Source organism: Citrobacter sp. Cf132 (assembly GCF_030333885.1).
Taxonomy (GTDB): domain Bacteria; phylum Pseudomonadota; class Gammaproteobacteria; order Enterobacterales; family Enterobacteriaceae; genus Citrobacter; species Citrobacter freundii.
The window spans coordinates 66,578-92,460 of the sequence record NZ_JAOWFA010000053.1; the positions used below are offsets into that span (position 1 = coordinate 66,578).

Sequence of the window (25,883 nt, forward strand, 5' to 3'; positions counted from 1 at the left end):
AAGCTTTTCGGATAGTATATCGTGCTGTGGGTGTGAGTGAATTCAGGCAACGGGCAGATATCACCGCAACTTTTACTCTGAACTATAAATTACGAGTTCCTGTTTACTCGCCAACATTATTGTTGAGGCCTGACAATGGTCAGCTCAGGCCTTATTTCCAATTTTCAGCACCAGATACTCGCTGATATTTATAGAACACATCTGTAATTTACTCCTTATTGGTGTAACATGTAACTATATATTTCACCAAGTAACCAAATAATAGCAATTATGATTTCGCGTGAAACTATTAGTGTATTCATGACTGTGGGATAAGTAGATTATTAGTATATATTATATATATATTTCATTGGCATACAGTAAAAATCCAAATTCATTTAATTTATTGAAACAATCGTTTAACCTGTTTTGATAGTTTTTTTCTATTGATGATTTACTGACCGATCGATATTAACTTGTTTCAAGAGTAAGGGATGTTTGCAATACTTTTATGGCCGAAATATATGTCAACAAATAAATCAACATAAACAAATAGTAAACGGAGTCGCTAATGCACTTGAAATACAATATATCTAACGTTAACGCCAGAATCGGTCGATTCGTTCGTAGCAATCGACAAAAAATGAATATGAGCGCAGAAGAGTTAGCTGTTGAGTTAAATATATGTCAGCAGCATGTATCACGGTTTGAACGGGGACAGTGCGCTTTTACGTTAGAGTTTATTCTGCGAATTCTGAACGTTTTTAACATAAGACTGAGTCATCTTGTCAGTGAAGTTTTTTATGAGGATACACAGGTATTTAGCAAGGCCAGAAGCATTATCCAAAACAATTCAATGACTAAGACCATTAATTAACGGGCTTTATTTTTAAAAACAACATTTACTGGACAATATTCTTCGAGAGAAACCAAATACAGCATATTGCTTTTGTATTTCTCTAATTTTTACCGGGTGTGAATATCTAAAACCTGCTATATGAAGAAAGTCATGCTCCGCATCGCCATGTTTACTTGAATAAAGTGAACATGGCGCTGCACAGGCGTTGTATTTTTAAATCCATAATTAGGAATATTACTTAAATGAAATTAAATAAACTACTGGTTGCTTTATCACTTACTTTTATTTCCGGCTCAGCCCTTGCGGCAGGTGGAGACACGGCCACGCTTAAAGTCACCGGCAAATTAGTGCCTGGCGCATGTACCGTCAATTTGGATAACGCCGGTGTTGTTGACTACGGAACAATGTTAATGACGAACCTGTCTGCAACTGAAGACAATCAACTGCCGGAAAAACGTATTAATATGGGTATTAAATGCAATTCCGATCGACTCGTTGCGTATACCCTTCATGATGAACGTAGAGATTCTCTCTATAATGGTGTGATTAAAAATGCCACCGTTGATGGCGACGATATACCCGCGAGCAGCAATCAATTTGGTCTGGGGCTTACGAACGACGGTGAAGCAAGACTGGGGGCATATACTGTTATTAACTGGTTCCCTGATATGACTTATTCGGGTAGCGCTGACAATCTGGTGTTTATCGGAAGTAAAGGTAACAGCGACGACTGGTCACGCACGACTTCTGGCAGCACCGTAAACGGCGTGGATGTTGCGGCCAGATTACACACCTTAGGAAATCCTGATACATTAACCCCGGCAGCTTTCTCTGAATTGAAAATTCCATTATCTATTAAAGGAGTTCTTCGCAAAGGGGAAGACCTTAAGATTACGGATGAAACGAATCTCGACGGTGAGGCAACGATTTCTCTGGTTTATCTCTGATAATCTCCCGTAAATTAATACGAAATAATTAATTTTATCGACTCTGTTTATTACCGGGCCATGTTCTAATGGTCCGGTAAATATACTGGAATAACTACAATGCGTCAGCCATTTTTCTTCTGGAAAGTTCTTTTCATTCTTTCACTTTTCCTGATTTGCATCCCACAGGTCAGTATGGCCACCGGAATGCAGCCTGACAGTTCCCTTTTACTGATCCAGGAAAAGGAAAGCGGAGGCAGCATGAATGTCACCAATACAGACAATATCCCTTCCCTGCTTTACACACAGGTCATTAATGTTGACGGTGAGGATGACACGATTAAACTCCTGCCGACTCAGCCGGTAGTCCGGGTTGAAGGAGGTAAGACTCAGCAAGTTCGATTTATTCTTAAAACGGAAAAGCCGCTAATTACTGAGCATCTTAAACGTGTCATTTTCGAAGGTATCCCCCCAAAAATCCCCGGTAGTAACAAAATTGGTATTACTATACGTCAGAATTTACCCGTACTTATTCATCCAGAAGGATTACCGGAACGAAAAGATCCCTGGACGTTACTTACATGGCATAAAGAAGGCAATCAGCTGAAAGTTACTAATCCAGGCCCCTATGTCGTCCGCCTGGCCCAGCAGTTTGTCACACTACCGTCGAAGACACAATTTGACCTCGGGAGAACGTATTTACTGCCGGGCCAGCATATAACCTTATCATCAGCATCCTCGCTTACGGCTGATAACGAAGTACGTTTTGTTCCAGTCAGCCGTTACGGTGTTCAGGTGTCGGAGTTTATTGCTTCGCTAAATTGAAAGAAACTTTAGCGCCAGACCGGATGTCAGGTTTCAACGCTGAATATTTATTATAAAAACCTATTTCGCATCAGAACGATTTATATCCGAGCTCCTGCAAGGATAGCTATAAGGTTAATAAATGCCCTTTAATTTAATCAGAACATTGCCTGTTCACAGGTATGCATATTATTTATTTCTCGGTCTACTTGGTAGTTACAGTATGATGTTATCCGCCGAACCTTTACTATTTGATGACGGAAGATTAAAAAACCGCGGACTGGATGCTGGTCTGAGTCATTATTTTTCTCACGCCGCACGTTTTTCACCAGGCGAATATCCTGTTAGTTGGATGATTAACGGGCGCAATAAACGTCAGCTTATGACGCGATTTAATGCGCAGGGCGAACCCTGTATAACCCCTGAAACATCCCGAAATCTCGGACTTGCGTATGAGTTTAATCAAGGATGTCTGGATTATCAGACGCTTTATCCCGCAGCACAGTTAACGGCAGACCCGTATAAAAATCAGATTAGTATTACAGTTCCGACATCTGCGCTGACGCCAGAAAGCAGCTTATTACGGAAGGATATTATTCAGGGAGGCACATCGGGGCTGCTTAATTATAATCTGCAGTCGTCAACCACAGTTCAGTCCGGAAAGCACGAAACTTATCAACTGGGACTATTTGAATCAGGACTGAATCTGAATGACTGGCTGCTTCGCAGTCGTCATACGGTATCGTACAGTGACGGAACACGTCGTTCTCAGCGACTATATACTTATGTCCAGAAGACGTTTCAGTCGCTACAACAGACCTTTCAGGCAGGAGAGATATACGCTCGTCAGACGCTACTCGCCATTCCTGGATTAACGGGGCTTCAACTGTTTCCTGATAGTGCACTGCGTCCTGCTCGTAGCGGCGTTTCTGTTCAGGGAATAGCGCGTTCCGCGCAGGCTCGTGTTGAGGTTTATCAAAACGGACAGTTAATCGAGGCAACACAGGTTCCTGAAGGACCGTTTTCATTAGATAACATTTCCATGCTCAGCACGCAGTTTCCGCTGGATGTGAAAGTGACGGAACAGGATGGTCAGTTAACAACGTTTTCAGTACCTGTCACGGCCTTACAAACTCCGGCCGACGCTCCCCTTTATGGGTCTGTGGCACTCGGTAAAGTGCGCGAGACAGTTGCCAGCGATGAATCGGCCCCCTGGCTCATTACCGGAAGTCAGGGGATGCGGATTTCCCGACAGGCAACGCTAAGCGGTAGCGCTCTGGCCTCAGCACAGTATCAATCCGCGGCGGCATCCCTGAGTTTTATTCCGATACCGGCATGGTCACTGTCGCTGCAAACCACGATGGCACAGGAACAGTACACGCATCATGCGGGCAGCAAGGAAAGCCTCAGTCTCCGCTACCAGCTTAACCCTTCCGCCAGTATTCAGGCGGCCTGGACCACAACATCTGCGGGATTTCGTGAGCTCAGCGACGCTGTAAATCATACGACTTCCACAGCGAACAGTTACTACAATGTGGGAGGTAACTGGGCTCATGAACATTTAGGTCTGTTTTCGCTGAGTTACTCGACCTCCTCCGCGCGTGACCATGCCGCCACACCGAAATCATGGTATGCCTCATGGTCAAAAAACTGGCGCTGGGCTGGACATGGTCAGATTAACCTTTCGGCCACATGGCAACGTGTTTCTGGCTCCCGGACGAGTACGCAACGTGACGATGATGTCTTTTATATCCGACTTGGGCTGCCTCTGGGACACGATCGCGTAAATCTGTCCCTTCGTCGACAGGGCTCCCGGACTTATAACGATGTTCAGACCAGCGGACAATGGGACGATATGTCATATTCGCTATCGGCAGGACGGGACTGGCAAAATGCCCAAAATACCGTCAGCGGCAGTTTTGGGCAAAATTTGCATTACGCCCAGATGAGTGGGTATGCCAGCCAGACCGCCAATTATTGGGGGTATGGCGGTTCGCTAAGCGGTGGGATTTCCGTTAATCAGGAAGGGATACTTTTTTCACCTTATGCGATTCAGGAATCATACGGCGCGCTTTCATTAAATTCTCCGCTTTCCGGGATCAAAGTATCTACCCCGCAGGGCCCCGTCTGGACTGATTATCGCGGCAAAGCGCTGGTTCCCGGCTTAACACCGTGGCAGCCCTCTCGTCTCAATATTGATGTTAAAACGTTGCCCAGACATGTCGACTTAACCAATGGTGCCGCGGAGCTTACCGTTTCGCGAGGAGCCGTCGCATTCACACAATTCAGGGTATCAGACACCCGCAGGGTACTCATGACAGTCAGACGTACTGACGGAAAGCTTCTGTCTAAAGGAAAAGGGATCGTAGACAGCGATGGGCAGTACGTGACGAATTCTCTGGAAAAAGGCCTGGTTTTCTTTAGCAACCTGCAGCCCGGTGAGTCGTTCTTTGTGGGGGATGACAACGGTAGCCCCATGTGCCAGCTACAGTATTCCCTGCCCCCAACACCACCTCAGGATGGTTTATATGAAGAGTTAACGGGAGTATGCGAATGATTCGTTTAATATCATTATGTTGCGGCATCTATTTTATTGTCAGTCCGGTCGTTCAAGCGCAGTGCAATATTATTGCCAGCCAGTTGCGCCACGAATACGGCAAAGTCCGGTTTCAGGATACTGAGCCCACCGGGCAGGTACAATGGCAGCAGTTGCCCGCCCGCCAGGTACAGGTACAGGTGCGGTGTGATGTTCCTCAACCCATACATATCCGGTTTGATGACAATGACCGTCGAGGACTCGACTTCAGTTTCGGTGAGGAGGGACGGGCAACGGTGATGTTCAGTGAAGCGTTTGTCGATAATAAGAGCAGCCAGTTCGTTGTTCACCACGAGTTTAATAAATCGTCTGAATCACAGTCGCAGACCCCTATTGCTGTTCTCAACGGAGACACAGTTGAGCTCCAGCAGCATCATCAGCCCGTGAACGGGATGTCGGCCACTTTCCTGCTTACGGTTATTCCCCGTGTACAGGCCCGCAGCTTTCAGGTTTCAGATCAGCAGGCGTCAACATTGTCATTACGTATGACCGTACCAGAGAGAGAATAACTCGATGATTTCATTTTGGTTCAAGGAAATTTTTCAGCGTGTTATATACCACCAGTCAAGTGTTACAGGAAAGATGCGCCTGATTTCGCTTATTAAACGCCGGATACATCGGTGGCTTTGTTGTGCCGGGGGGATATTTTGCCTGTTGATTACGAAGGCGTATGCGGAAAATACGGTGGATGTGAGCTTTTCAGCTGAAATGATCCCGGCGGCATGCCGGGTATCGCTGGATAATGGCGGCACTGTGGATTACGGTACGCTGAGTCTCTCATCGATCCGTTCTTCATCTCCCTATCTGTTGACGCCACGTGTTATCGGCTTGCATATACAGTGCGAGAGCCTGCGACAGGTGGCATGGATGGTCAATGATGAAAAAGCGGAAACCCGGGTCCGTAACCTGATAATTGACTCTCACGATGATAAGACATCTGGTCGGCATTCATCTGACACCCTCTTTGGACTGGGTGTTACCTCAGGTCAAAAACCGATTGGTGGTTACCTGATAACCGCATTAGCCGGGGAGAGCGCCGTGGAAGGCGATATCGCGTCATGGGGGTATCAGACGGGGGAACAAGAACGGAGCATGTGGCAATCAGCCGGGACAGCACTAACACTGATTTCAGGCATCATGAGACTGACTCCGGTGGATGCGAAAAATAATCCCGTGGCAATTCGTCAGTTGACAATCCCCCTCAGGATCTCTGCCGCCATTGCCTCCGATGGCCTGAGCTTACAGGATGAGACTGAGTTACAGGGCGAGGCCACAATCAGCCTGATTTATTTGTAATATTGGGACAAGAATAGTATCCCGCAACACATGTCTGTTGACTTATTTTGTAAAAAGACTACTTTTCAGGACATGAAGAAGATACTCATCATTGTTCCCGATGGCGGCATGCTGTTTGAATCCGCCGGTATTGCCGACATCATGATGCAGGCCAACCGCCTGCATCCCAAAAGCGCTACGGAAACCTGTTATCAGGTTCAGTTAGCCACAACGCAACCACATCAGGTGATCCATGGTCAGTCCGGCCTGAACCTACTGGCAGATCATCGCCTGCATGAGATAGATCCTCGCGAACCTCTCGATACCATCATTATCACCGGCAGAGGTCAAAATCCGCAGGAAGGAATTGCTGTGGTTGACTGGCTGCGCCTTGCCGCTCCCCATGCCCGCCGCATTGCATCCATTTGCGGCGGTGCGATGCTGCTGGCACAAACCGGGCTGCTGGACGGCAGACGAGCCACCACCCACTGGAAACTACTTGAAACCATGCAGGCAGAATTCCCTCAGGTGCGCGTCGAAAGCGGTCCGCTTTATATTCAGGACGAACACATCTGGACATCGGGTGGCGTGAGCTCCGGCTTTGATCTAACGCTAGCGCTGGTTGAAGAGGATTATGGTTTCAGTCTGGCGCGCGACGTCGCTCAAGACTTCGTCATGTACCTGCGCCGTCCTGGGGGCCAGCTGCAGTTTAGCCGCTACAACCTTCAGCATACCAGTACTCTGGGCCCGATTAACGATCTGCTGGTCTGGCTGCTTGAGAACCTCACCGCCGACCTCAGCGTGGATAAACTGGCGGAAAAAGTCGCCATGAGTCCACGTAACTTCACCCGCGTGTTTACCCGGGAAACAGGAGCTTCACCGGCGCGCTATGTAGCTGAAGCTCGTCTGGCCGCCGCCCGGCAGCGTCTGGAGCAGACCAACGAGACGCTGGAGCGTATTGCCGAACAAACGGGATTCGGCAGCAGCATCAACCTGCGACGACTATTCGAAAAACAGCTTCACCTGACCCCGGGCGAATATCGCCAGCGTTTTCATTGTCGTAAAATGGCCTAAAGTGATCCTTTTTTGTCGTTTACGCCAAGCAGTGATCGGCCTAAATTTATGCCAGAGACAACAGATAAGGAGTTGATCATGGTAAAGGTCGGTATTAACGGTTTTGGCCGTATCGGACGTAACGTACTGCGTGCTGCACTGGGTAACTCGGATATTCAGATTGTGGCAATCAACGATCTGACTGACAGTAAAACATTGGCGCACCTGCTGAAATACGATTCGCTGCTGGGTAAACTCGATGCCGACGTCGCCGCCAGTGAGGGGCAACTGGTCGTTAACGGTAATTCCATTACTGTTTTTAGCGAACGCGACCCAGCCAAAATCCCCTGGCGTCAACGTGAAGTCGATATTGTCATTGAAGCAACCGGCTTCTTCACTGAACGAGACAAGGCGGCAGTACATATCCACAGCGGTGGCGCAAAGCGCGTAATTATCTCTGCTCCAGGTAAAAACGATGATTTAACCATCGTGATGGGCGTTAACGATCATCTCTACTCGGCGGATAAACACTTTGTCGTCAGCAACGGTAGCTGCACCACCAACGGTCTGGCACCTGCCGCGCAGGTTTTGCACCAACATTTCGGTATTAAGCATGGTCTGATGAACACCACCCATGCCTACACCAACAGCCAGGCGCTGCACGACCAACCGGAAAAAGATCTTCGTGGCGCCCGCGCCGCTGCATTGTCGATAGTGCCCTACTCAAGCGGTGCTGCAAAGGCGCTTGGCAAAGTCATCCCTGAGCTGGATGGTCGCTTAACCGGTTATTCGCTGCGCGTACCAGTTCCGGTAGTGTCAATTGTCGACCTGACCGTCACGCTTGAGCGGGATGTAACGGAAGAAGAAGTCAATAATGCATTTCGTAACGCCGCCGCGACGGGGCCGCTGAAAGGGATCCTGGGCTATAGCGATGAACCGCTCGTTTCAAGCGACTACCAGGGTGACCCGCGTTCATCCATTATCGACGGCCTGTCAACGTTGGTAATTGGTGGCAATATGGTCAAAATTCTCGCCTGGTACGATAACGAATGGGGATTCTCCAATCGGCTCGTCGACCTGGCGCTGTTAATGGCAAAAAACGAGCGCTAACTCCTGCTTCCCACGCCCTCTTAAAATCCACGCCTGGCGTGGATTTTTTAACTCTGCCACGGCAGATTAAATGTGAGTTTGATGGCGGAGCAATTCCTCTCAACTTAGTCATTTTATTAATCTTACGGTTGCTACCATAATAAAAAGTCACTAAGCGAAGCCTATAACCCGCAGGCAATATGAGTAATGTGAACTTAATTGAGGATTCCGGTATGACCACCTTTCATCAACTTACTGCCACCAGTCTCAATGGCCAACCCATCTCGATGGCCGATTACGCTGGCAAACTGGTGCTGGTGGTTAATACCGCCAGTCATTGTGGATTCACGCCACAATAGCAGGCCTCGAAGTGCTCGACCGCACAGGGTCTGGTGGTGCTGGGTTTCCCCTGCAACCAGTTCGGTAAACAGGAACCTGGTGGAGCCGATGAAATCGCACAAACCTGTCACATCGACTACGGTGTGAGCTTCCCGATGTTTGAGAAAGTGGACGTCAACGGCGCTGGGACGCATCCGGTGTTTCGTTTCCTGAAAGATGAATTACCCGGCGTGCTGGGTGGATCACGTGGAACTTCACTAAATTCCTGATCGGGCGCGACGGTAAGCCGCTTAAGCGTTTTGCCCCCTACACGACTCAAGAGAAAATAGAAGCCACGATCCTTGCAACGCTAAAAGACTGAGTGCTCATGTCATTCAAACCGTTCCCATTATGCCCCTGCCTACTGCATGAATAAAAAACACGCTGCAAAATCAACAAAATATAATCAACTTGCTTAATTACTCTGCAATCGCGTGAGATCAGGAAGAAAAATGCCATTTCCCTCTTGCCTCATTCGGTCTGTGCCGCTAATATTCGTCCCCGTTGTCACCTACAACGTTGCGTTCATAGCTCAGTTGGTTAGAGCACCACCTTGACATGGTGGGGGTCGTTGGTTCGAGTCCAATTGAACGCACCATCTTGCGTCCGTAGCTCAGTTGGTTAGAGCACCACCTTGACATGGTGGGGGTCGGTGGTTCGAGTCCACTCGGACGCACCAAATCATCTCTTCGATTTGGTGCTATTTCTCCTCAAAACTATCGTTTATCTTCAGTTTTATCATTTACTACGTTGCTACAATAGCAATGCGTTAAATCATTCTAAATTCCATGCTCAACGCGTATCATTCATCTTCTTCGTATAATGTCTTTCGTCAGAGCCCGGATACCATGCCCTCTTCCATTCTCCTGTTCGCCGCGGGCAGTTTACGCCCAGCATTTACCCCGCTGGTAAGCCAGTTCACGCGCATGAGTGGAATAGACGTCAAGATTGAATATGGTCCGGCCGGTTTACTGCGCGAGCGTATTGAAACGGGTGAACCGTGTGCGCTCTTTGCCTCCGCCAACCGGGAACATCCGCAAAACCTGCTGGTACGCAATAAAGCCGTCTCAACGCACACCTTTTGCTGGAACAAACTGAGCCTTGTCAGCAACCGAATCGGAACCTGGCTGGATTTACTCCGCGACCCAACGCTGCGACCAGGGACATCAACGCCCGGCTGCGACCCTTCCGGAGACTATACCTGGGCATTTTTCGACAATATGGATGTACTGGAACCAGGACTCGGGCAGCAACTTCGGGCGCGCGCTATTCCACTGGTTGGTGGCCGTGATACGGTAACAATCCCGCAAGGAGAACTGGCGAGCGCCTGGATCCTGCGCCAGGGGCTGGCCGATCTGTTTATCGGTTACGCGCATTACGCACACGCGCTGCACGCGATGACCGACGTACATTACGTAGCTATTCCGGATGAGCACAATATTTGCTGCGAATACCAACTGGCGGTGCTTGATGCTTCCAAAGAAGTCATGGCGCTGGTTGAATTCATACTTTCCCGCAGCGGTCAGGCGTTCCTTACCGCTGCGGGATTCTTACCGCTTAACGCCGAATAGAAAACAACGGTGCGATAAACGGCGTAGGGTGATTCTCCACGCTAAGTTTTCGCAGCGGTAAGCCATAGGCCAGAAACAGATTCTCTTCGGTCACAATGCTGTCCGTTGGCCCTGCCCGCCATTTACCTTCAGGGAGTAGCAGCAAAGTATGGGAAGCAACCTGCAACGCATGAAGCGGATCGTGGGTCGAAAAGAGAATGCTGCATCTCTGTTGATGGGCCAAATCGCTGATGAGCTGGAGCACCACCTGCTGATTGGCGAGATCCAGCGCGGAACACGGTTCATCAAGTAACAACGTTTGACACTCAGTCACCAGAGCCCGGGCAATCATCACTAACTGTTGCTGCCCGCCAGAAAGTGAGCCAAATGAGCTGGAGGCAAGATGCGCAATACTCAACTGCTCTAATGCCTGCATTGCTCTTTGTTGATCCTGCTGGCTGGGTTGCGCAAAAAGCTTCACGTGCTGTGCTCGCCCCATCAGCACCACATCGCTGACCGTATAAGGAAACGGTAGATGACTATGCTGTGCCACAATTCCTATCCCACCGTTATTTTCAATACTCCCGCCTAAAGCAGGCAGCGTGCCGGTTAGCGTATCAAGCAGCGTACTTTTACCCAGACCGTTACGTCCAAGCACGGCCCAGATATCACCTTTCTGGCAACAGAACGTTAGCGGCTCAAATAGCGGCGCGCGATACCCATAAGAAAGCTGATTTACGCGCAGTGCGGCAGGTATCATGATTTCTCCCGACGGCTGGTACGAATGAGCAAGAAAGCAAACAACGGCGCACCGAACAATGCGGTGATGATCCCCAGCGGTATCTCCGCGTGCATCAGGGTGCGGGCAATATCATCCACGACAATCATAAAACCGCCCCCCAACCAGAAGGCACACGGCAGTAGACGACGATGATCAACGCCCACCAGCAAACGCGCCAGATGCGGAATAACCAACCCAACCCAGGCAATACTGCCGCTGACCGCCACCTGAGCGGCGACCAAAAATGCGCAGCACACCAAAACGCTGCGTCGCAGAGGAACCACCGCCACCCCCAGTGCTCTGGCATCTTTGTCATTGAGCGATAACAGGTTTATCCGCCAGCGTAGCTGGAACAAAACCGTCGCGGCGATACCGACTGGAACCGCCAATAGCAGTACTTTATGCCAGTTGGCCGTCGCGAAGCTCCCCAGCAGCCAGAACACAATATTAGGTAACGTCTCTTCGGTATCAGCCTGATATTGGATCAGGCTCACCAGCGCGGCAAAAAAGCCGCTCAAAATGATACCTGACAGGATCAACACCAGCGTATTCTCCAGCCCCTGTAACGCAGCAATGGCATACACCAGGATCAATGCCGTCAGACCGAAGAAAAACGTTGACCCCATCATCAGCAAGGGCGAAAGACCGAGCAGGATGGCCAGCGTTCCGCCAAAGGCCGCCCCCGACGTCACACCGATAATATGCGGGTCGACCAGCGGATTATGAAATACTCCTTGCAACGTCGCCCCGCATAACCCCAGCGCGCCCCCCGCCAGCAGCGCCATCAGAATACGCGGTAATCTGACCGTCCAGATCACCTGGCTGGCTATTCCCTCAGCGTCGCTATAGTGCGTCAGGTGGTAAAACACCTCGCTTAACGACAGCGGATATTGTCCGAGGCATAGCGAACTGACGCCCAGCAACAGGACCACAACGATTAAGAGCGGTTGCTGGGGCAAAAAACGGTTACTTAGCTGCATCAGACTGCCAGTTCACACGATAAAAACGCTGATAGTAATCTTGCGCCTGCGCATCAACATCCACATCTTTATAGGCATCCGGATACAGTTTTTTGGCCATCCACAGTTCACCGATCGCCAACGCCTCCGGCATCGGATAGCCCCAGGCTTTGGCGTATTCAGGCATCAACCAGACACGATGATTTTTCACCGCATCAATCCCCTGCCAGTTCGGATCGTTTTGGATCTGAGTTACCACCTGCGGATAGCGATCCTGGACAAAAATCACCTGCGGGTTCCACGCTAATACCTGCTCCAGCGCAACCTGACGGGCCCCTTTCACACTGGCAGCCGCCACGTTTAATCCCCCCGCGTGCTGCATCATCAGTCCGGTGTACTTCCCGGAGCCGTAAGTCATCAGGTCGGGGTTAGCCATATAAATACGGACTTTTTGCGCATCCGGGATGTTTGCAACCGGCGCATTGAATTTTGCTCGTGCCGCAAAAACGTAGTCGATTAACGTTTCAGCCTGCGGTTTGCGCCCCACGACATCCGCAATCAGGCGAATACCCTGCTTTAACCCTTCGTTGTAGACCTGCTCTTCATCGGCCATAGTCGGGTTCATTTTATTCTGTTGCCCGTCGGCATCTTTGCGCAATGAGATAGCAACGACCGGAATACCGGCGTTCTGAATCTGCTGGATCATCTCCGCGGGCGCATAGTTGGCGACAAACACCACGTGTGGATGAATTGCCAGCAGGCTTTCAATGTTCACGCTGGTGAGATCGCCCGGTGTCGGCAACGTAGTAATCGTCGGCATAAAGCGCGCAAATTCAGGCCCGAGCTGTTTTTTCCAGCTCGACATCACGCCAACAATGTCCTGCTGCGCATTGAGCTGGACCAGAATATTCAACGTCTGGTGTTGCAGCACGACCACTTTGTCCACATGGTCAGGAATCGTGACCTGACGACCAAGCTGATCGGTGATCGTACGGTCGGCCTGAGCAGAAAACGCAAACAACATGCTGGCGCATACCAGCACAAAAGAGCGGAAAGTTAACATGGGATACCATCTGAATAGAGGAGTAAAAACGATATGCATTAAATTATATAACGTGATGACTGGCAACCCATTATCATCATGCAACGCACCAAACCCCACATTTAAGAGGGGTAAAAATGGCGTGCGATCCTTATCTCGCCTGTCTTTACACGCAAGTGTTACTCCTGTGGAGGTAACGCGTTTAAAATTCGCATCGCCTGCGCTGGAGTGAGCGAATAATCGAAGAACTGGCGATAAAAATCGCGCGTCACGCTGACCATATCCAGGCCGCTAAACAGCGTAGGATGCAGTTTTGATGCAGCCCATTGCAGCTGTAGCGCGCTTTCAGTGCCGTAACGATCCCAGGGGAACACGCCCGCCGGATTGCGCCAGACATTACCCTGCTTAACCGCGTCAAGTTCTTTGAACAATGCCGCATATGGCGAACTGGCGATATCACCGCAACCCGCACCGAGAATAATGACCTGCGGTTGCCAGTAGAGCACCCTTTCGGGCGACACCTCCTTCATGTTGCCGTCCACTTCATCTGCCGCATTCCGTCCCCCCGTCAGCGTAATCCAGGTATCGATCAACGTGTTCCTGCCATCGACTTTAAGCGGATTCAGCGACTGAATATGAAGTACCCGAGGGCGCTGATCTGCCGACAACTTCGCCGTTTTAGCCTGCACATCCGCGAGTACACGGTTGAGATACTGATTGTAAGCCGTCGCCCGGGCGCGAGCCTGCCCCGTCCCCAGAACCTCTGCGGTTGTAGTGACCGATTTTTCCATCGAAGCATAGTCAGTAAATGCCATTTCAAGGGCCGGGATGCCCGCCTGACTGTAACTTTGAGCATCCCCTTTTCCTTTTGCCACGAACACCACATCGACGTGCCGAGCCAACAAATCCTCAGTATTAAATGATGTTCCTCGTATCTGTAAGGCTTGCCTCAGGGAAGGGTTGATTTTGAACATCCATGGCTGGTTATCCTCATGGTTGACCGTCACAACAATGTTACGACCTGCGCCCAGCGTCATCAGCACCGAATGATGGGCAAACCAGCCATCCGCAATACGTTCAACATGTGTGGGAACGGTAACTGTGTGACCAGCATCATCCACAACCTGGCGCGTTGCCAGGGCAGGAAACGCCAGCCACACACAAAGCAGCCATGTGTGGCACGTTTTCATGAGCAACCCCTAAAAATCAACCTGAACAGAAACCTGAGCCTGACGCGGTGCACCAAGTTGAGCGCTGGCAGCCCCTGCGCCCGTGTAGCCGGTCAATGCGCCCGGAACAATATTGGTCCAATAGTGACGGTCGGTGAGATTGGTGATATCAAACCGGAAAGTGGTTGGCGTGTTCCACAGTCTGGTGGCATAACGCGTGCCGATGTCCACCGTGGTGTAACTCCCGACCCAACTGTCATTGGCATTATCGGTAGCCCGACGTCCGACGTAATGCACGTTCGTGTCGACATCCAGTCCCGGAACCCGTTCGATGGTGTAGATCGCGAGAATATTCGAGGCGAAACGCGGCAAACCAACAACTTGCTTACCATCCGCATTGCTGGCCGCGGTATTATGAAGCGTTGGATCTAGCCAGGCTCCGCCGCCTAACACGCGTAAATTATGAGTAATATGCCCATCAGCCATCAGCTCCAGCCCACGGTTTTTTTGCGTACCGTCCTGAGCAAAATCGCCGTTGTCGTTGGTATAGGCAAAGGGGCGTTTGGCTTCAAACAGCGCAGCGGTAAGCAGCAGGTCTTTTACAGGCGCATATTTTGCGCCCACTTCGATCTGACGACTTCGGTAGGGATCTAACACCTGCCCGGCATTGCGCGCCCCGGCGGGTGCGGTATCGCCCTGCTGCAAACTGTCCGCCCAGGTGGTATACAGCGTGACGTTCTCCACCGGTTTATACATCAGGCTGGTGGAACCGCTCATGCCATTGTCTTTCTGACGGCTGCTTTCATGCCCAGCTTTGTTGTAGTTACTGACGGTAAACAGGTTCTCGCTGCCGGAAAGCAGCAAGCTCCACTGCGGGGAAAAATGCAGCGTATCGCTTAGCAAAAATGCATGCTGAGTGGTGGTCGCCGAATGATAGCGATCGTTAAAATCTGGATACGGTGGTCGTGGATAGTCGGGATGTTGATTGAGAGAAGAATGCCCCAGAGTGAAAGTGCCACCGTTTCTTGGATTATAGTTTTTCCACACAAATCCACGCATTCCGGTAGCAATGTCCTGCGTCAGCCAGCCAGTATCAACGCTACCAGTCAGGTTCGCTAAATAGCTGTTGATGGTAAAGCGACTGGCCGCCGAATTGGCGGTTGTGGTGGTGTAATCTCCTTGGTTATTCGTCAGAGTATTGGTCACTGCCGTCGATTCTCGGTCTGCAACCTGGTGCAGCGCCCCCAGATCCAGCATCCAGTTGCCGTCAAAATCATGCTTAATATGCATATCGACGGTGGTTGTTTCGTCATCATGACCCGCATAAGACTGACCATACTTACTGTCCGTAGGATCAAATGCCGCGGGGAAGTGAACGCCTTTCGCCAGAGCAAAACTCCCCGGCATACCTTTTTCGTAATAATGGTAATAGCTGAAATTACTCTCCAGCACCGTTTGATCTGTCAGTTGAAAGTCCAGCCCCAAGCCAGCGTACTGTCGACGGACATGGCTATCGGTGGTGTAGCTATGACCCTCATCATTTAGCAAGTTGAGACGATATTTCACCCGGTCTCCCGCATCGATTGGGCCACTGAAATCCATCGACGTCAGCGTACCCGACCCTGTACCTTGCCCCACGGTGACGCGGTGTAACGGCGTATCGACGGGTCGTTTGGACACCAGATTAAACATCCCTGCTGGATTGGCGGGGCCATACAGCGACCCGGCGATGCCGCTCAACACTTCAATGTTCTGGAACTGTTCGGTCGAATATTCAGTCGTGGAGACGGCGTTCAGGCCATCAATCATATGGTTTTGTACCACACTCCCCTGCATGCCCCGGGTTTGCGGGCGGACGCCGTCACCCTGAACGGACGGTAGGTAGCGATAGGCGTCTTTCACATCTTTGATTTGTTGCTGATCCAGCACTTTTTTCGACAGCGTCTGCACCGACCAGGGAACGTCTATCAGCTCTCGCTCGCCGAGGCTACCTAACGTTGCTTTTTTTTCGCTCGCAGGAGGTTCATGTTCCGATAACGAGGATTGTGACGTGGCGGGCGCCGAAACGATGACGGTATCTTCAGCATGAGCCGTTACGACAGTGGAAAGACAGGCAAAGGTCAACAACCCAGAGGCCACTGGGGTAATTTTGTTATTTAACATTCGTTAATTCAATTCGTTAGATAGAAAGACTGGAGGCTGCTAACGCAAGCACCTTCTCTTGAAGAGTACAGTTATTATATTTGTATGATGAATAGGATAGATCTAATCGATATATATGTAAATATATAACGAGGTGTGATTGGTAAATTTACTGCAACAAAAAAGCCGACGGTAATGACGACCGTCGGCTTTAGGTAAAGGACAACTAACGAATTATTTGGTTGCCGCTTTGATGATCTGAAGCGCTTTGGCGAACTGATCCTGCGGAATCGTCAGCGGGTAAAGGAAACGAATAACGTTGCCATACTGACCGCAGGTCAGCAGCAGCAGTCCTTGCTCAAGGGCTTTCTTCTGCACGCGTTGTGCGGCGGAAGCGTTGGGTTCCCCTGTCGCTGGATCACAGAATTCAGCAGCAATCATAGAACCTAAACCACGCACTTCGGCCAGTTCAGGACACCCTGCTTGCGCATCTGTCAGAGCGGCGCGCAGCTGTTCGCCGAGGGCCGCCGCACGCTGGCACAGCTGTTCATCATGGATAATGTCCAGTACTGCATGGGCCGCCGCGATCGACAGCGGGTTCCCGGCGTAAGTTCCACCCAGACCACCCGGCGCAGGTGCATCCATGATTTCGGCTTTGCCCACGACGCCAGACAGCGGCATGCCGCCCGCGAGGCTTTTCGCCATAGTCATCAGGTCCGCTTTATCGGCGTAATGATCCATCGCAAACAGCTGGCCCGTACGGGCAAACCCGCTTTGTACTTCATCGGCGATCATCACGATGCCATGCTCGTCGCAAATACGGCGGATGGCGGCCACAAATTCCGGCGGTGCCACCACGAAGCCTCCTTCGCCCTGGACGGGTTCGAAGATAATCGCCGCAACCTGGGTTGGATCGATATCGGCTTTAAACAGACGCTCAATCGCTTTTAGGGAGTCCGCCGTGGAAATACCCTGCAATTCAGAAGGATACGGAGCATGGTAAACAGAGCCAGGGAACGGACCGAAACCTTTTTTATAGGGTGCCACCTTGCCGGTTAACGCCATCGTCATGTAAGTACGACCATGAAAACCACCGCCAAATGCGATAACGCCAGGACGCCCGGTATGTGCGCGTGCAATTTTCACCGCGTTTTCTACCGCTTCAGCCCCGGTGGTGAAGAATGTGGTTTTACGCTTGCCATCGATTGGCGCGACGGCGTTGATTTTCTCAGCCAAAGACACATAGCTTTCGTACGGGACAATCTGATAAGCCGTATGGGTAAAAGCCTGAAGTTGCGCTTCGACTGCCTGCACCAGGCGAGGATGGCGGTGTCCGGTGTTCAGCACGGCAATCCCGGCGGCAAAATCAATGTACTGATTGCCTTCGATATCGGTAATCGTGCTGTTTTCTGCCGACTGGGCATAAAAATCACACATCACACCCACGCCACGCGGGGTGGCATCCAGACGACGTTGTTGCAGGTTTTTATTGTTCATTCTCTACACCTTGTCCATTAATACATTTCGGTTGAATTACCCTTTAAATTTAGACGCCGTCTGGTACTTTAATCGAGAGCCAAATCGTTTTATTTTAAGGATCCAAATGCGTTCACTTGCTGGAGATGTGATCAAGCAGGCATTTAGTCAGCAGACTGACGAAAAACTACATCGCCGCCTGTATGCCGCCATTTGTAGTTGCATCCTCGAAGGTAGCCTGAAACCGGCTACCCGAATGCCTCCGTCGCGTGACCTGGCAGGAGAGCTGGCGCTATCGCGCAATACCGTTCTGCGGGTTTACGAGCAGTTGCAGGCCGAAGGTTATATTTCTGCGCGTACCAGTAGCGGCACATTTGTCACTGACAGCGTGCTGGACAATCTCAACCTGCGTCCCAATAAAGAACCTGTTGCTGCGGCTCTGGAGGATCACACCCGCTTATCTGCCCGCTGCCTTGAGCTGTTAGGTAATGCCAGCGCCAGTCCCCGTCAGTGGGGCGCGTTTATTCCAGGCGTACCTGATGTAGAGCATTTCCCGCACCGGGTGCTCAAAAAAATTCAGGACAGGCTGGCAAGACGATTGCGCCCGGAGTTTCTCACTTACGATGCCGCAGGCGGTGTGAATGAGCTGAAAGAAGCGCTGGCGGACTATCTGCGCACCGCTCGCGGCGTGCGGTGTTCGCCGGAGCAAATTCTGATTACCGAAGGTATTCACCAGGCGCTGGATCTGGTGACCCGAACGTTATGCAACCCGGGCGATTACGCCTGGATTGAGGAGCCGGGCTACTGGGGAATCAAAAATATTCTGCGGATCAATGCGGTAAATTTTTCGGCTATCCCGGTTGATGAACAAGGTATGATCCCACCAGATTCAGGCGAATCACCGCCAAAACTGATTTTTGTGACACCGTCACATCAATACCCTCTCGGTTCGGTGATGAGCCTCAGTCGCCGCCGGCAACTTATCTTTCGCGCACGTGAAACGCGAAGTTGGATAGTGGAAGATGATTACGACAGTGAGTTCCGCTTTTCCGGCCAGCCGATCCCCTCTTTGCAGGGGCTGGAAGAAGAGACACCGGTCATCTACATCGGGACATTCAGTAAGACACTCTATCCCGCACTGCGACTCGGGTATGTCGTGCTACCTAAATCGTTAGCCGCTCCGCTGAAAAAGGTTCATAACGACCTCTATCGTGGTGGACATCTGTTGATTCAGGCCGCGCTGGCGGAGTTTATTCGCGAGGGTTATTACGCAGCACACATTCGGAAAATGCGCCAACTATACAGTCGTCGTCGCCAGATGCTGGTAGAGCTTATCAGCCGCCAGCTTGGTGAGCATTATCTTGGTTCCTTCAGCAGCAACGCCGGGCTGCATATGATCTTACAGTTACCCGCAGGGAGCGATGACGCGGTCATTGCCCAACAGGCGAATGCGCAAGGGTTGTTGGTGCGCCCGCTGTCACGCTACTACGTGAATGAAGAGAAACGCAGCGGCCTGTTGCTGGGGTTTGCAAGTATTGAAGAGCATGAAATGGCGGCGGCGTTTACCCGACTCGCGGATATTATCAGGGCAAACACCGTGTAAGCGCTGCCGGATGGTGGTGCAAGCACTTTATCCGGCATACTGTTTAATGTGATGCTTTTTTAATCCCAGCCAGATCTTCATGGCTTACTTCGCCATTCCCTTCACCCCAGGTCTTACGCACGTAATTAATCACGTCGCGCATTTCGTTGTCACTTAACATGCCTCCGTAGGCGGGCATCTTAAAGGAGACGCTGCCACGCGTTGTCGGTGTTTCTGCGCCGTGGGCAATCACTCTGAACAGCGGCGTCGGATCATCAACCATGACCAGCGGATTGTTGACCAAAGAAGGTGCGTTATCATCCGTACCTTTCCCTTCCAGACCGTGACAAGTTGAACAGTAACGGTTATAGGTCACTTTGCCCGCCTCAGGTGAATTCGACCAGGATGCTGTAGTCGCAGCAGCACGCACCGTTTCAGGCTTCGCGCTTTTCAGACTCAGCAGATATTGGGCGATCGCCGTGGCATCTTCGTCAGTCAGATACTGTGTACTCTGCGTGACGACTTCAGCCATCGAACCTGAAACCGCGGCATGCTTACTCTTACCGGTCAGCAGCAACGATTTTAACGCCTGCTCAGACATACCGCTGCCCCGCAGCGAAGGCGCATACCAGCCGTCAATCATCGCGCCACTCAGGTACTCGGCATCAGCATGGGTATAGGCTTTTTCATTCATCGCCATACCTCTCGGTGTATGGCATGAACCGCAGTGTCCGGGACCTTCCACCAGATAAGCGCCCCGTTTTACCAGGGCTGCGTTGTCATCTGGTTTCGTGCTATCTACTGTCGTCGCTGGCGCGTCGGTAAACAGCCAGTTCCAGATATGCAGCGGCCAGCGGGCGGAGAGTAGCCACGGAATGGCATTCTCTTTATTGGGTTGCGCAGACGGTGTGACATCATGCATAAAATAGCGATACAGCGCCTGAACATCCTCGTCAGAAAGTTTTGCATAAGAGGGATAAGGCATGGCCGGATAGAGCGGATGACCGTCTTTGGCAATTCCCTGGCGTACCGCCTTTTCAAAATCCTCGTATGAGTAATTACCAATACCCTGTGCCTTGTCCGGGGTAATGTTGGTCGAATAAATATCCCCCACCGGAGTAGGAAACTTTTTGCCCCCCGCCATCGCCGCACCACCTTCAGCGGTATGACAGGCGACGCAGTCTGAAATTCGCGCGATGTATTCACCGTTAGATTCAGCAGCGCTTACCGAAGCGGTAAATAAACAGGCGGCGAGAATGGTTACGTTACGCATAGATCACCCCATATCCTTGAGTTCATTAACCGCACGCCATGCCTGATCGATTGCCGTGTGGGCATAAGCACTCCAGTCAGAATCGGAGTTAGCGATGGCAATGCGACCGACTGGCTGACGCGCCCGCTCGATAATTTCTGGCATTTTATCCATATCATCGAACAGTGAATTGGCGTAGTACGCATAGCCATGCGCCCAGCGGTTAACGGTAATGGCGGAGATATCGCGTTGATTATCAAAGCCTGTTGAGCCAAACATCTCCTGCAACTGGGAGCGAATCATCTCCTCATGCGCCGCAAAAGTGGTCCCTAGCAAATAGGCTCGTCCCAGGCGAAACTGCTCTCTGGCCGACAGGTTACTGCCCGGATAGGTCGGCACATACACCATGTGAATGACCATCGGATCGTCCGGGGAGGCCGGATGCTGATACCCACCAATACTGACCGGATAGTCGAGCTTAACCCGGCTGTAAGGTGCCGCTGGAGAATAAAATTCATGTACGCCAAGCTGTTTGAACGCCTGCCAGTTTTTGACCACCACGTTGGTGTACACCAGCGGAGCCTTGACGTTCAGTTTGAGATCCGCCTGCTGCTGTACTGACATCTCAGGCACCAGATACGGGATCATCATGTTATAGCCTGCCATGATGGTGTTCTTACCGCGCACACGGTGCATTTTACCGTCACGCAGATAGGTCACCACAACGCCATCCTGCACGTTGGCCGCATTAATCACTGTGCTATTCAGGCGCAGGCGCGTGGTGTTTTCCGGCAGATCCAGCTTTTCGTAATGCAATCTGGCAAGAACAGAGTCTTCCATAGTATTGCCCGGTAGCGCATCCGGCAGCATATACCTGACTAGCAGTCGGGCCAGACCGGCGTTACCGTCCGGGAAATGGTAAACATACGGCTCTTCGAGGTCGGCCAGCGACTCTCCGTCCAACGGCGGTAACCCCATCCCTTCCATGCCGGGTAAGGCGCACGCCCTGGCATCGCTGCAGGAGATGCCTTCAATGCCGATGGCAAAGAAGTCATTGGAACGCTGCTGAAAATAGAGCAGCGCCATTTTGCTCAAACCCACTTTTGTTGCTAAAAATTCACTGTAGCTGTGGGTATCCAGCCATTCCATTTTCTCATCGACCGTCATCCCCGGAAGGTAATCGCCAGGACGTACGTGCAGATCGATCAGCGCTTTTCTGTCGTTCTCACTTAGCGGGAAATCATTGATAAAGTCTTCAATTTTACGGCCATTGAGCCTGTCCGGCGGAATATCATCAGATACCGCGCGGCCCGGATCGCCACTGACGATTTTTGTTACGCCAAAATTCTTCTTGTCGAAAAAAACCCCGCGACTGAGCTGCCAGTCGGGGTAGAAGTTTACGTCAAAACTCTCTTTTAACCGCGTGACGCTGACGCCCACGGTTTCCATCAGCTTTTGTACTTCAGGGCTGAAATTATGCGCGGGTGACTGGAATGCTTCGCTACCCCCATAACCAAGTAATTTCTTGCCCGAGCTGGTAAATTCATTACGTTTGGCGTGTCCACCAAAGTCGTCGTGGTTATCGAGGATCAGGATCCGGCTATTTTGCCCAGCAACTTGACGCCAAAAACAACCGGCAGCTAACCCGCTAATCCCGCCTCCCACAATCACCAGATCGTACTCTTCCTCAACGGGCAGAGCGTTTAAATCAAAATGCTTATGCTCGCGACCTAGCGCATGCGCCATTTCAAACGATCCAGGATGATTACCCCGCAGCCCCGTCAGCGCAGGAGGATAATAATTTCCATCTATAAATGCGTTTCCCTTTCCTGCCGCCCTGACCCATTCCAGCGGGGTAAGTCCCGCCGCAATAGTCACCGCGACGCCGTTGAGAAAATCACGTCTGGTAATTGCCATTAACTTTTTTCCTTATTGCTACACACTGCCTTTAATACGACACAAATAAGAGATATACCCCTTCAAATTAATAAAGGGGTACAGCCGACTACTTCACTGGCTTTAACTCTTCATCCAGTTTTTTAGAATCATAATAATCACCCTGCCAGGTGATTTTTCCTGCTTTAACATGAATATAGCTTACGCCTTCAAATTTGATCGGATTATTTGTCGGCGGACTCCCTGCCCATTCACCACTATTTTTGCCTGAAAATTCCCAACGGAATGCCACGGTGTCTTCGTCGTAGACGGGTTTGCCAACCATTTTCCAGTTCAGATCTGGCACCGCCTTAATAAAAGCGCCGATAACCTCTTTTTCCGCTTTTTCTCTCCCGTTTACCGGTTCACCCGCGGCGGCATCATAATAAACCGCATCATCCGCAAGATATTGAGCGGCTCGCGAAGCATCATGCGCATTCCACGCCGCCATATATTCTTTTACGGTATTCAGCGATGTGCTTTCTGCCAGGCTATAGCCCGAAAGCATCACTAATGAAAGCACCGCAATTTTTAATGTTTTCATCGTAATCCTCTCTATTCAGAAATGTCACACATGATATGTTTCACCCGAGTATATTCTTCGAGTGAATAGGATGAGAGATCTTTGCCATAACCCGATTTTTTGAACCCGCCGTGCGGCATTTCGGCACACAGAGGAATGTGATTGTTAATCCACACCGTGCCAAAATCGAGGTCAATGCTGAAGCGCTGCGCGCGACCATGGTTACGGGTCCAGACGCTGGCGGCAAGACCATACTCCACATCATTCGCTTTGTGTAGTGCCTCTTCGTCAGTAGAAAACGACTGAATGGTCATTACCGTACCAAATACTTCATGCTGAATAGCTTCATCATTTTGATGCAATCCGGAGACAATCGTCGGCTCAAAATAGAAGCCCGGACCTGGCCCGGCGCGCCCACCGGTTTCAATTTTTGCATGTGCCGGTAAACGCTCAATAAAACCTTTCACCTGCTCCAGTTGATTCCGGCTATTCAATGCGCCGTACAGCGCATTCTGATCTTCTGGCGGCCCAAATTTGATACTTTTTGTTTTCTGGATCAGTTTTTCCAGAAACTCAGCATAGATGGATTGCTCGACCAGGATCCGTGTAGCCGCTGTGCAATCCTGCCCGGCATTAAAAAAGCCTGCCGTAGTGATTGTCGCTATCGCCTTGTCCATATCCGCATCGGCGAACACGACTGCAGGTGCTTTCCCGCCCAATTCCAGATGTGCTTTAGTCAGATTCGCCGCTGCTGATGCCGCAACCTGCAAGCCCGCGCGGACCGAACCGGTAATCGAAACCAGTGAAGCCTTCGGATTTGAAACCACCAGCGAACCGGTGCTGGCTTTGCCCAGCACAACGTTAAACGCCCCCCTCGGAAACAACGGTGCGGCCAGTTCAGCCAACAGCAGCGTACTCACTGGTGTGGTGTCGCTTGGCTTTAACACGACCGTGTTGCCTGCCGCCAGCGCTGGTGCAATCTTCCACACTGCCATCATGAACGGGTAGTTCCACGGCGTCACTTGCCCAACGATACCCAACGGTTCACGACGGATGGTCGAGGTAAACCCAGCGGAATATTCTCCGGCCGCCTTCCCTTCAAGACAGCGCGCCGCGCCAGCAAAAAAGCGGATGGCATCGCAGGATGCCGCAATCTCCTCTTTCTCAATAAAATGGCGAAGCTGACCGGTTTCCTGACTCTGCGCGGTTACCAGTCGCTCAACGTTGCGTTCAATCTCATCGGCCAGCAGCAATAACGCCTTTTGCCGCTGTGCTGGCGTCGATTTTCTCCAGATGCTAAACGCCGCCTCCGCTGCTGAGTAGGCTTGTTCTACCTCCGCCTCGTTAGCGTTGGGAGAAATTGCGTATGTTTCACCGTCAACCGGACTCACCAGTTCGAAGCTATCTTCGCTACTGCCTGCTACATAGTACCCATTAATAAAATGCTTCAGGGTTTTCATGTTTGTCTCCTGCCAATTAATACATAAAGAATCTTATGTAATATATATATTGTAAAATTTTTTCAAATGCGCAACATTGACACTATGATAAGCCTCGCATTTTTAACTTAATTTTCACATCCACAGGGTGAGGCTTTTCATTGCCAGCTGACGCGTTATGCTCAGCTCATCATGAGGTTATCGGGACACACATCCGCTTGTGCAGTGACGTTGCGCCCAGGCATGTAAACTAACTCGGCCATTCTTACCTTCCTTGCCCGACGGGCATGTGTTAAAAATGGTCGTTGTTTCAGGGAATTGAGTACAGAAAAGATTATGATTACTCACGCGGTCATATTTGCGCCTATCGGGCAGGTCAGTCGTTCAGACCAGATAGTCCAGCGCCTTTCAAATGCCATTATCACGGGGTTGCTGGAGCCAAAAGAACAGCTTCCCAACGAAACTGATTTGGCAAAAATGATGGGTGTCTCACATATCACTATCAGAGAAGCGCTAAACACGCTTCGGGCTAATAATCTTATCCATACGGTTCGCGGTCGTAATGGCGGGAGCTTCGTTTGCGAAAATATCGATGGCAAAAATAGCGCCCTGCACCCGTTCAAAGCGATCAGTACGGATTATCTGTCTGATCTGGGTGAAATGCATTGCGCCATTATTAGCCATAGCGCGAGGCTGGCTTCCCGACGGATGACCGGTGCGGATATCGCCAAATTTCGCGAGTTTGTCGAGGTTCTCAGAAAGGCAAACTCACCTGAGCTGATGACCCAGGCCGATATGCGTTGCCTGCTGGCGATTGCCGCCAGTTCGCATTCAGCGCGACTGGCCAATCAGGAGCTGCAAGTTCAGGCTGAATGGGCATCACTTGTGGCGATACTTTATCGCACAGACAGTATTCATGCGGAAATTATCGCGCTTTATTCAGCGCTGGCCGATGCACTGGCTGCTCACAACGAGGCAGAGTCAGTACAGTTTGCCACACGGATCATCGACACGTTTACCTACTACCTTATTGAAAAAAAGCTGAAATATAACTCGAACTGACAATCAGTGAAG

Annotated in this window: 21 protein-coding genes, 2 tRNA genes and 1 pseudogene; 14 read left to right on the top strand and 10 right to left on the bottom strand. The window is 50.8% G+C overall.

The genetic code is table 11. The features are described 5' to 3' along the window. Window positions 1–550 precede the first annotated feature (550 nt). The 12 genes and pseudogenes from OGV85_RS11040 (at window position 551) to OGV85_RS11095 (ending at window position 10,530) form a co-directional block, all read left to right on the top strand. A complete protein-coding gene (locus OGV85_RS11040) occupies window positions 551–856 on the top strand; it encodes a helix-turn-helix domain-containing protein (RefSeq protein WP_003029261.1) in 306 nt (101 codons plus the stop codon). A gap of 224 nt (window positions 857–1,080) precedes the next feature. Further along, window positions 1,081–1,785, top strand: coding sequence for a DUF1120 domain-containing protein (locus tag OGV85_RS11045; RefSeq protein WP_061548442.1), 705 nt, complete (start codon window positions 1,081–1,083; stop codon window positions 1,783–1,785). A 99-nt stretch (window positions 1,786–1,884) separates the two neighbouring features. Further along, the gene (locus OGV85_RS11050; protein ID WP_049016152.1) at window positions 1,885–2,589 is read left to right on the top strand and encodes a fimbria/pilus chaperone family protein; all 705 of its coding nucleotides are present in this window, start codon (window positions 1,885–1,887) and stop codon (window positions 2,587–2,589) included. Window positions 2,590–2,710: 121 nt separating this feature from the next. Further along, window positions 2,711–5,125 carry a fimbrial biogenesis usher protein gene (locus tag OGV85_RS11055; RefSeq protein WP_061548443.1) on the top strand — a complete coding sequence of 805 codons (2,415 nt, stop codon included), beginning with the start codon at window positions 2,711–2,713 and terminating at the stop codon, window positions 5,123–5,125. After that, a complete protein-coding gene (locus OGV85_RS11060) occupies window positions 5,122–5,673 on the top strand; it encodes a DUF1120 domain-containing protein (RefSeq protein WP_032949204.1) in 552 nt (183 codons plus the stop codon). The genes OGV85_RS11055 and OGV85_RS11060 overlap by 4 nt, the downstream gene beginning before the upstream one ends. Before the next feature lie 4 nt (window positions 5,674–5,677). After that, window positions 5,678–6,460 carry a DUF1120 domain-containing protein gene (locus tag OGV85_RS11065; RefSeq protein WP_178317598.1) on the top strand — a complete coding sequence of 261 codons (783 nt, stop codon included), beginning with the start codon at window positions 5,678–5,680 and terminating at the stop codon, window positions 6,458–6,460. A 72-nt stretch (window positions 6,461–6,532) separates the two neighbouring features. After that, window positions 6,533–7,513 (top strand): GlxA family transcriptional regulator, encoded by a 981-nt coding sequence (locus tag OGV85_RS11070; protein WP_003029273.1) that lies wholly within the window; start codon window positions 6,533–6,535, stop codon window positions 7,511–7,513. A gap of 78 nt (window positions 7,514–7,591) precedes the next feature. After that, on the top strand, window positions 7,592–8,602 hold the full coding sequence (gene gap / locus OGV85_RS11075; protein ID WP_016150174.1) for a type I glyceraldehyde-3-phosphate dehydrogenase: 1,011 nt from the start codon (window positions 7,592–7,594) through the stop codon (window positions 8,600–8,602). A 266-nt stretch (window positions 8,603–8,868) separates the two neighbouring features. Beyond that, window positions 8,869–9,189 (top strand): annotated as a pseudogene (locus OGV85_RS11080) (glutathione peroxidase). A 291-nt stretch (window positions 9,190–9,480) separates the two neighbouring features. Next, a tRNA-Val gene (locus tag OGV85_RS11085) sits at window positions 9,481–9,557 on the top strand. 4 nt (window positions 9,558–9,561) lie between these two features. Next, window positions 9,562–9,638, top strand: a tRNA-Val gene (locus OGV85_RS11090). Window positions 9,639–9,807: 169 nt separating this feature from the next. Then, window positions 9,808–10,530 (top strand): substrate-binding domain-containing protein, encoded by a 723-nt coding sequence (locus tag OGV85_RS11095; RefSeq protein WP_061548446.1) that lies wholly within the window; start codon window positions 9,808–9,810, stop codon window positions 10,528–10,530. Here OGV85_RS11095 and OGV85_RS11100 read toward each other — a convergent pair. From OGV85_RS11100 to puuE, 6 genes are all read right to left on the bottom strand, one after another. After that, entirely contained in the window at window positions 10,517–11,269 is a 753-nt protein-coding gene (locus OGV85_RS11100; protein ID WP_003843516.1) for an ABC transporter ATP-binding protein, read from the bottom strand. The two genes, OGV85_RS11095 and OGV85_RS11100, sit on opposite strands and share 14 nt — an antisense overlap. Continuing rightward, a complete protein-coding gene (locus OGV85_RS11105; RefSeq protein WP_003029283.1) occupies window positions 11,266–12,270 on the bottom strand; it encodes a FecCD family ABC transporter permease in 1,005 nt (334 codons plus the stop codon). The genes OGV85_RS11100 and OGV85_RS11105 overlap by 4 nt, the downstream gene beginning before the upstream one ends. After that, complete coding sequence (locus tag OGV85_RS11110) at window positions 12,257–13,312, bottom strand: ABC transporter substrate-binding protein (RefSeq protein ID WP_061548447.1); 1,056 nt, start codon at window positions 13,310–13,312, stop codon at window positions 12,257–12,259. The genes OGV85_RS11105 and OGV85_RS11110 overlap by 14 nt, the downstream gene beginning before the upstream one ends. Window positions 13,313–13,470: 158 nt before the next feature. Beyond that, on the bottom strand, window positions 13,471–14,481 hold the full coding sequence (locus OGV85_RS11115; RefSeq protein ID WP_048218989.1) for an ABC transporter substrate-binding protein: 1,011 nt from the start codon (window positions 14,479–14,481) through the stop codon (window positions 13,471–13,473). Between the two features lie 9 nt (window positions 14,482–14,490). Continuing rightward, window positions 14,491–16,623 (bottom strand): TonB-dependent receptor, encoded by a 2,133-nt coding sequence (locus tag OGV85_RS11120; RefSeq protein WP_048218990.1) that lies wholly within the window; start codon window positions 16,621–16,623, stop codon window positions 14,491–14,493. 213 nt (window positions 16,624–16,836) lie between these two features. Beyond that, the gene (puuE, locus tag OGV85_RS11125; RefSeq protein ID WP_032935874.1) at window positions 16,837–18,099 is read right to left on the bottom strand and encodes a 4-aminobutyrate transaminase; all 1,263 of its coding nucleotides are present in this window, start codon (window positions 18,097–18,099) and stop codon (window positions 16,837–16,839) included. 106 nt (window positions 18,100–18,205) lie between these two features. Here puuE and pdxR point away from each other — a divergent pair, with 106 nt between their 5' ends. After that, window positions 18,206–19,681, top strand: coding sequence for a MocR-like pyridoxine biosynthesis transcription factor PdxR (pdxR, locus tag OGV85_RS11130; RefSeq protein ID WP_061548448.1), 1,476 nt, complete (start codon window positions 18,206–18,208; stop codon window positions 19,679–19,681). Window positions 19,682–19,724: 43 nt separating this feature from the next. Here the strand turns inward: pdxR and OGV85_RS11135 are convergent, their stop codons facing one another. The 4 genes from OGV85_RS11135 to OGV85_RS11150 form a co-directional block, all read right to left on the bottom strand. Next, window positions 19,725–20,933, bottom strand: a complete 1,209-nt coding sequence (locus OGV85_RS11135; RefSeq protein ID WP_061548449.1) for a c-type cytochrome — start codon at window positions 20,931–20,933, stop codon at window positions 19,725–19,727. Between the two features lie 3 nt (window positions 20,934–20,936). Next, window positions 20,937–22,829: an NAD(P)-binding protein gene (locus OGV85_RS11140; RefSeq protein ID WP_061548450.1), complete on the bottom strand. Its 1,893-nt coding sequence runs from the start codon at window positions 22,827–22,829 to the stop codon at window positions 20,937–20,939. An 88-nt stretch (window positions 22,830–22,917) separates the two neighbouring features. Next, window positions 22,918–23,391, bottom strand: a complete 474-nt coding sequence (locus tag OGV85_RS11145; RefSeq protein WP_061548451.1) for an ester cyclase — start codon at window positions 23,389–23,391, stop codon at window positions 22,918–22,920. Between the two features lie 11 nt (window positions 23,392–23,402). Continuing rightward, a complete protein-coding gene (locus tag OGV85_RS11150) occupies window positions 23,403–24,830 on the bottom strand; it encodes a gamma-aminobutyraldehyde dehydrogenase (RefSeq protein WP_061548452.1) in 1,428 nt (475 codons plus the stop codon). 315 nt (window positions 24,831–25,145) lie between these two features. Between OGV85_RS11150 and OGV85_RS11155 the strand changes: the two genes are divergently transcribed. Beyond that, window positions 25,146–25,871 carry a FadR/GntR family transcriptional regulator gene (locus OGV85_RS11155; protein WP_003029304.1) on the top strand — a complete coding sequence of 242 codons (726 nt, stop codon included), beginning with the start codon at window positions 25,146–25,148 and terminating at the stop codon, window positions 25,869–25,871. Window positions 25,872–25,883: the final 12 nt, after the last annotated feature.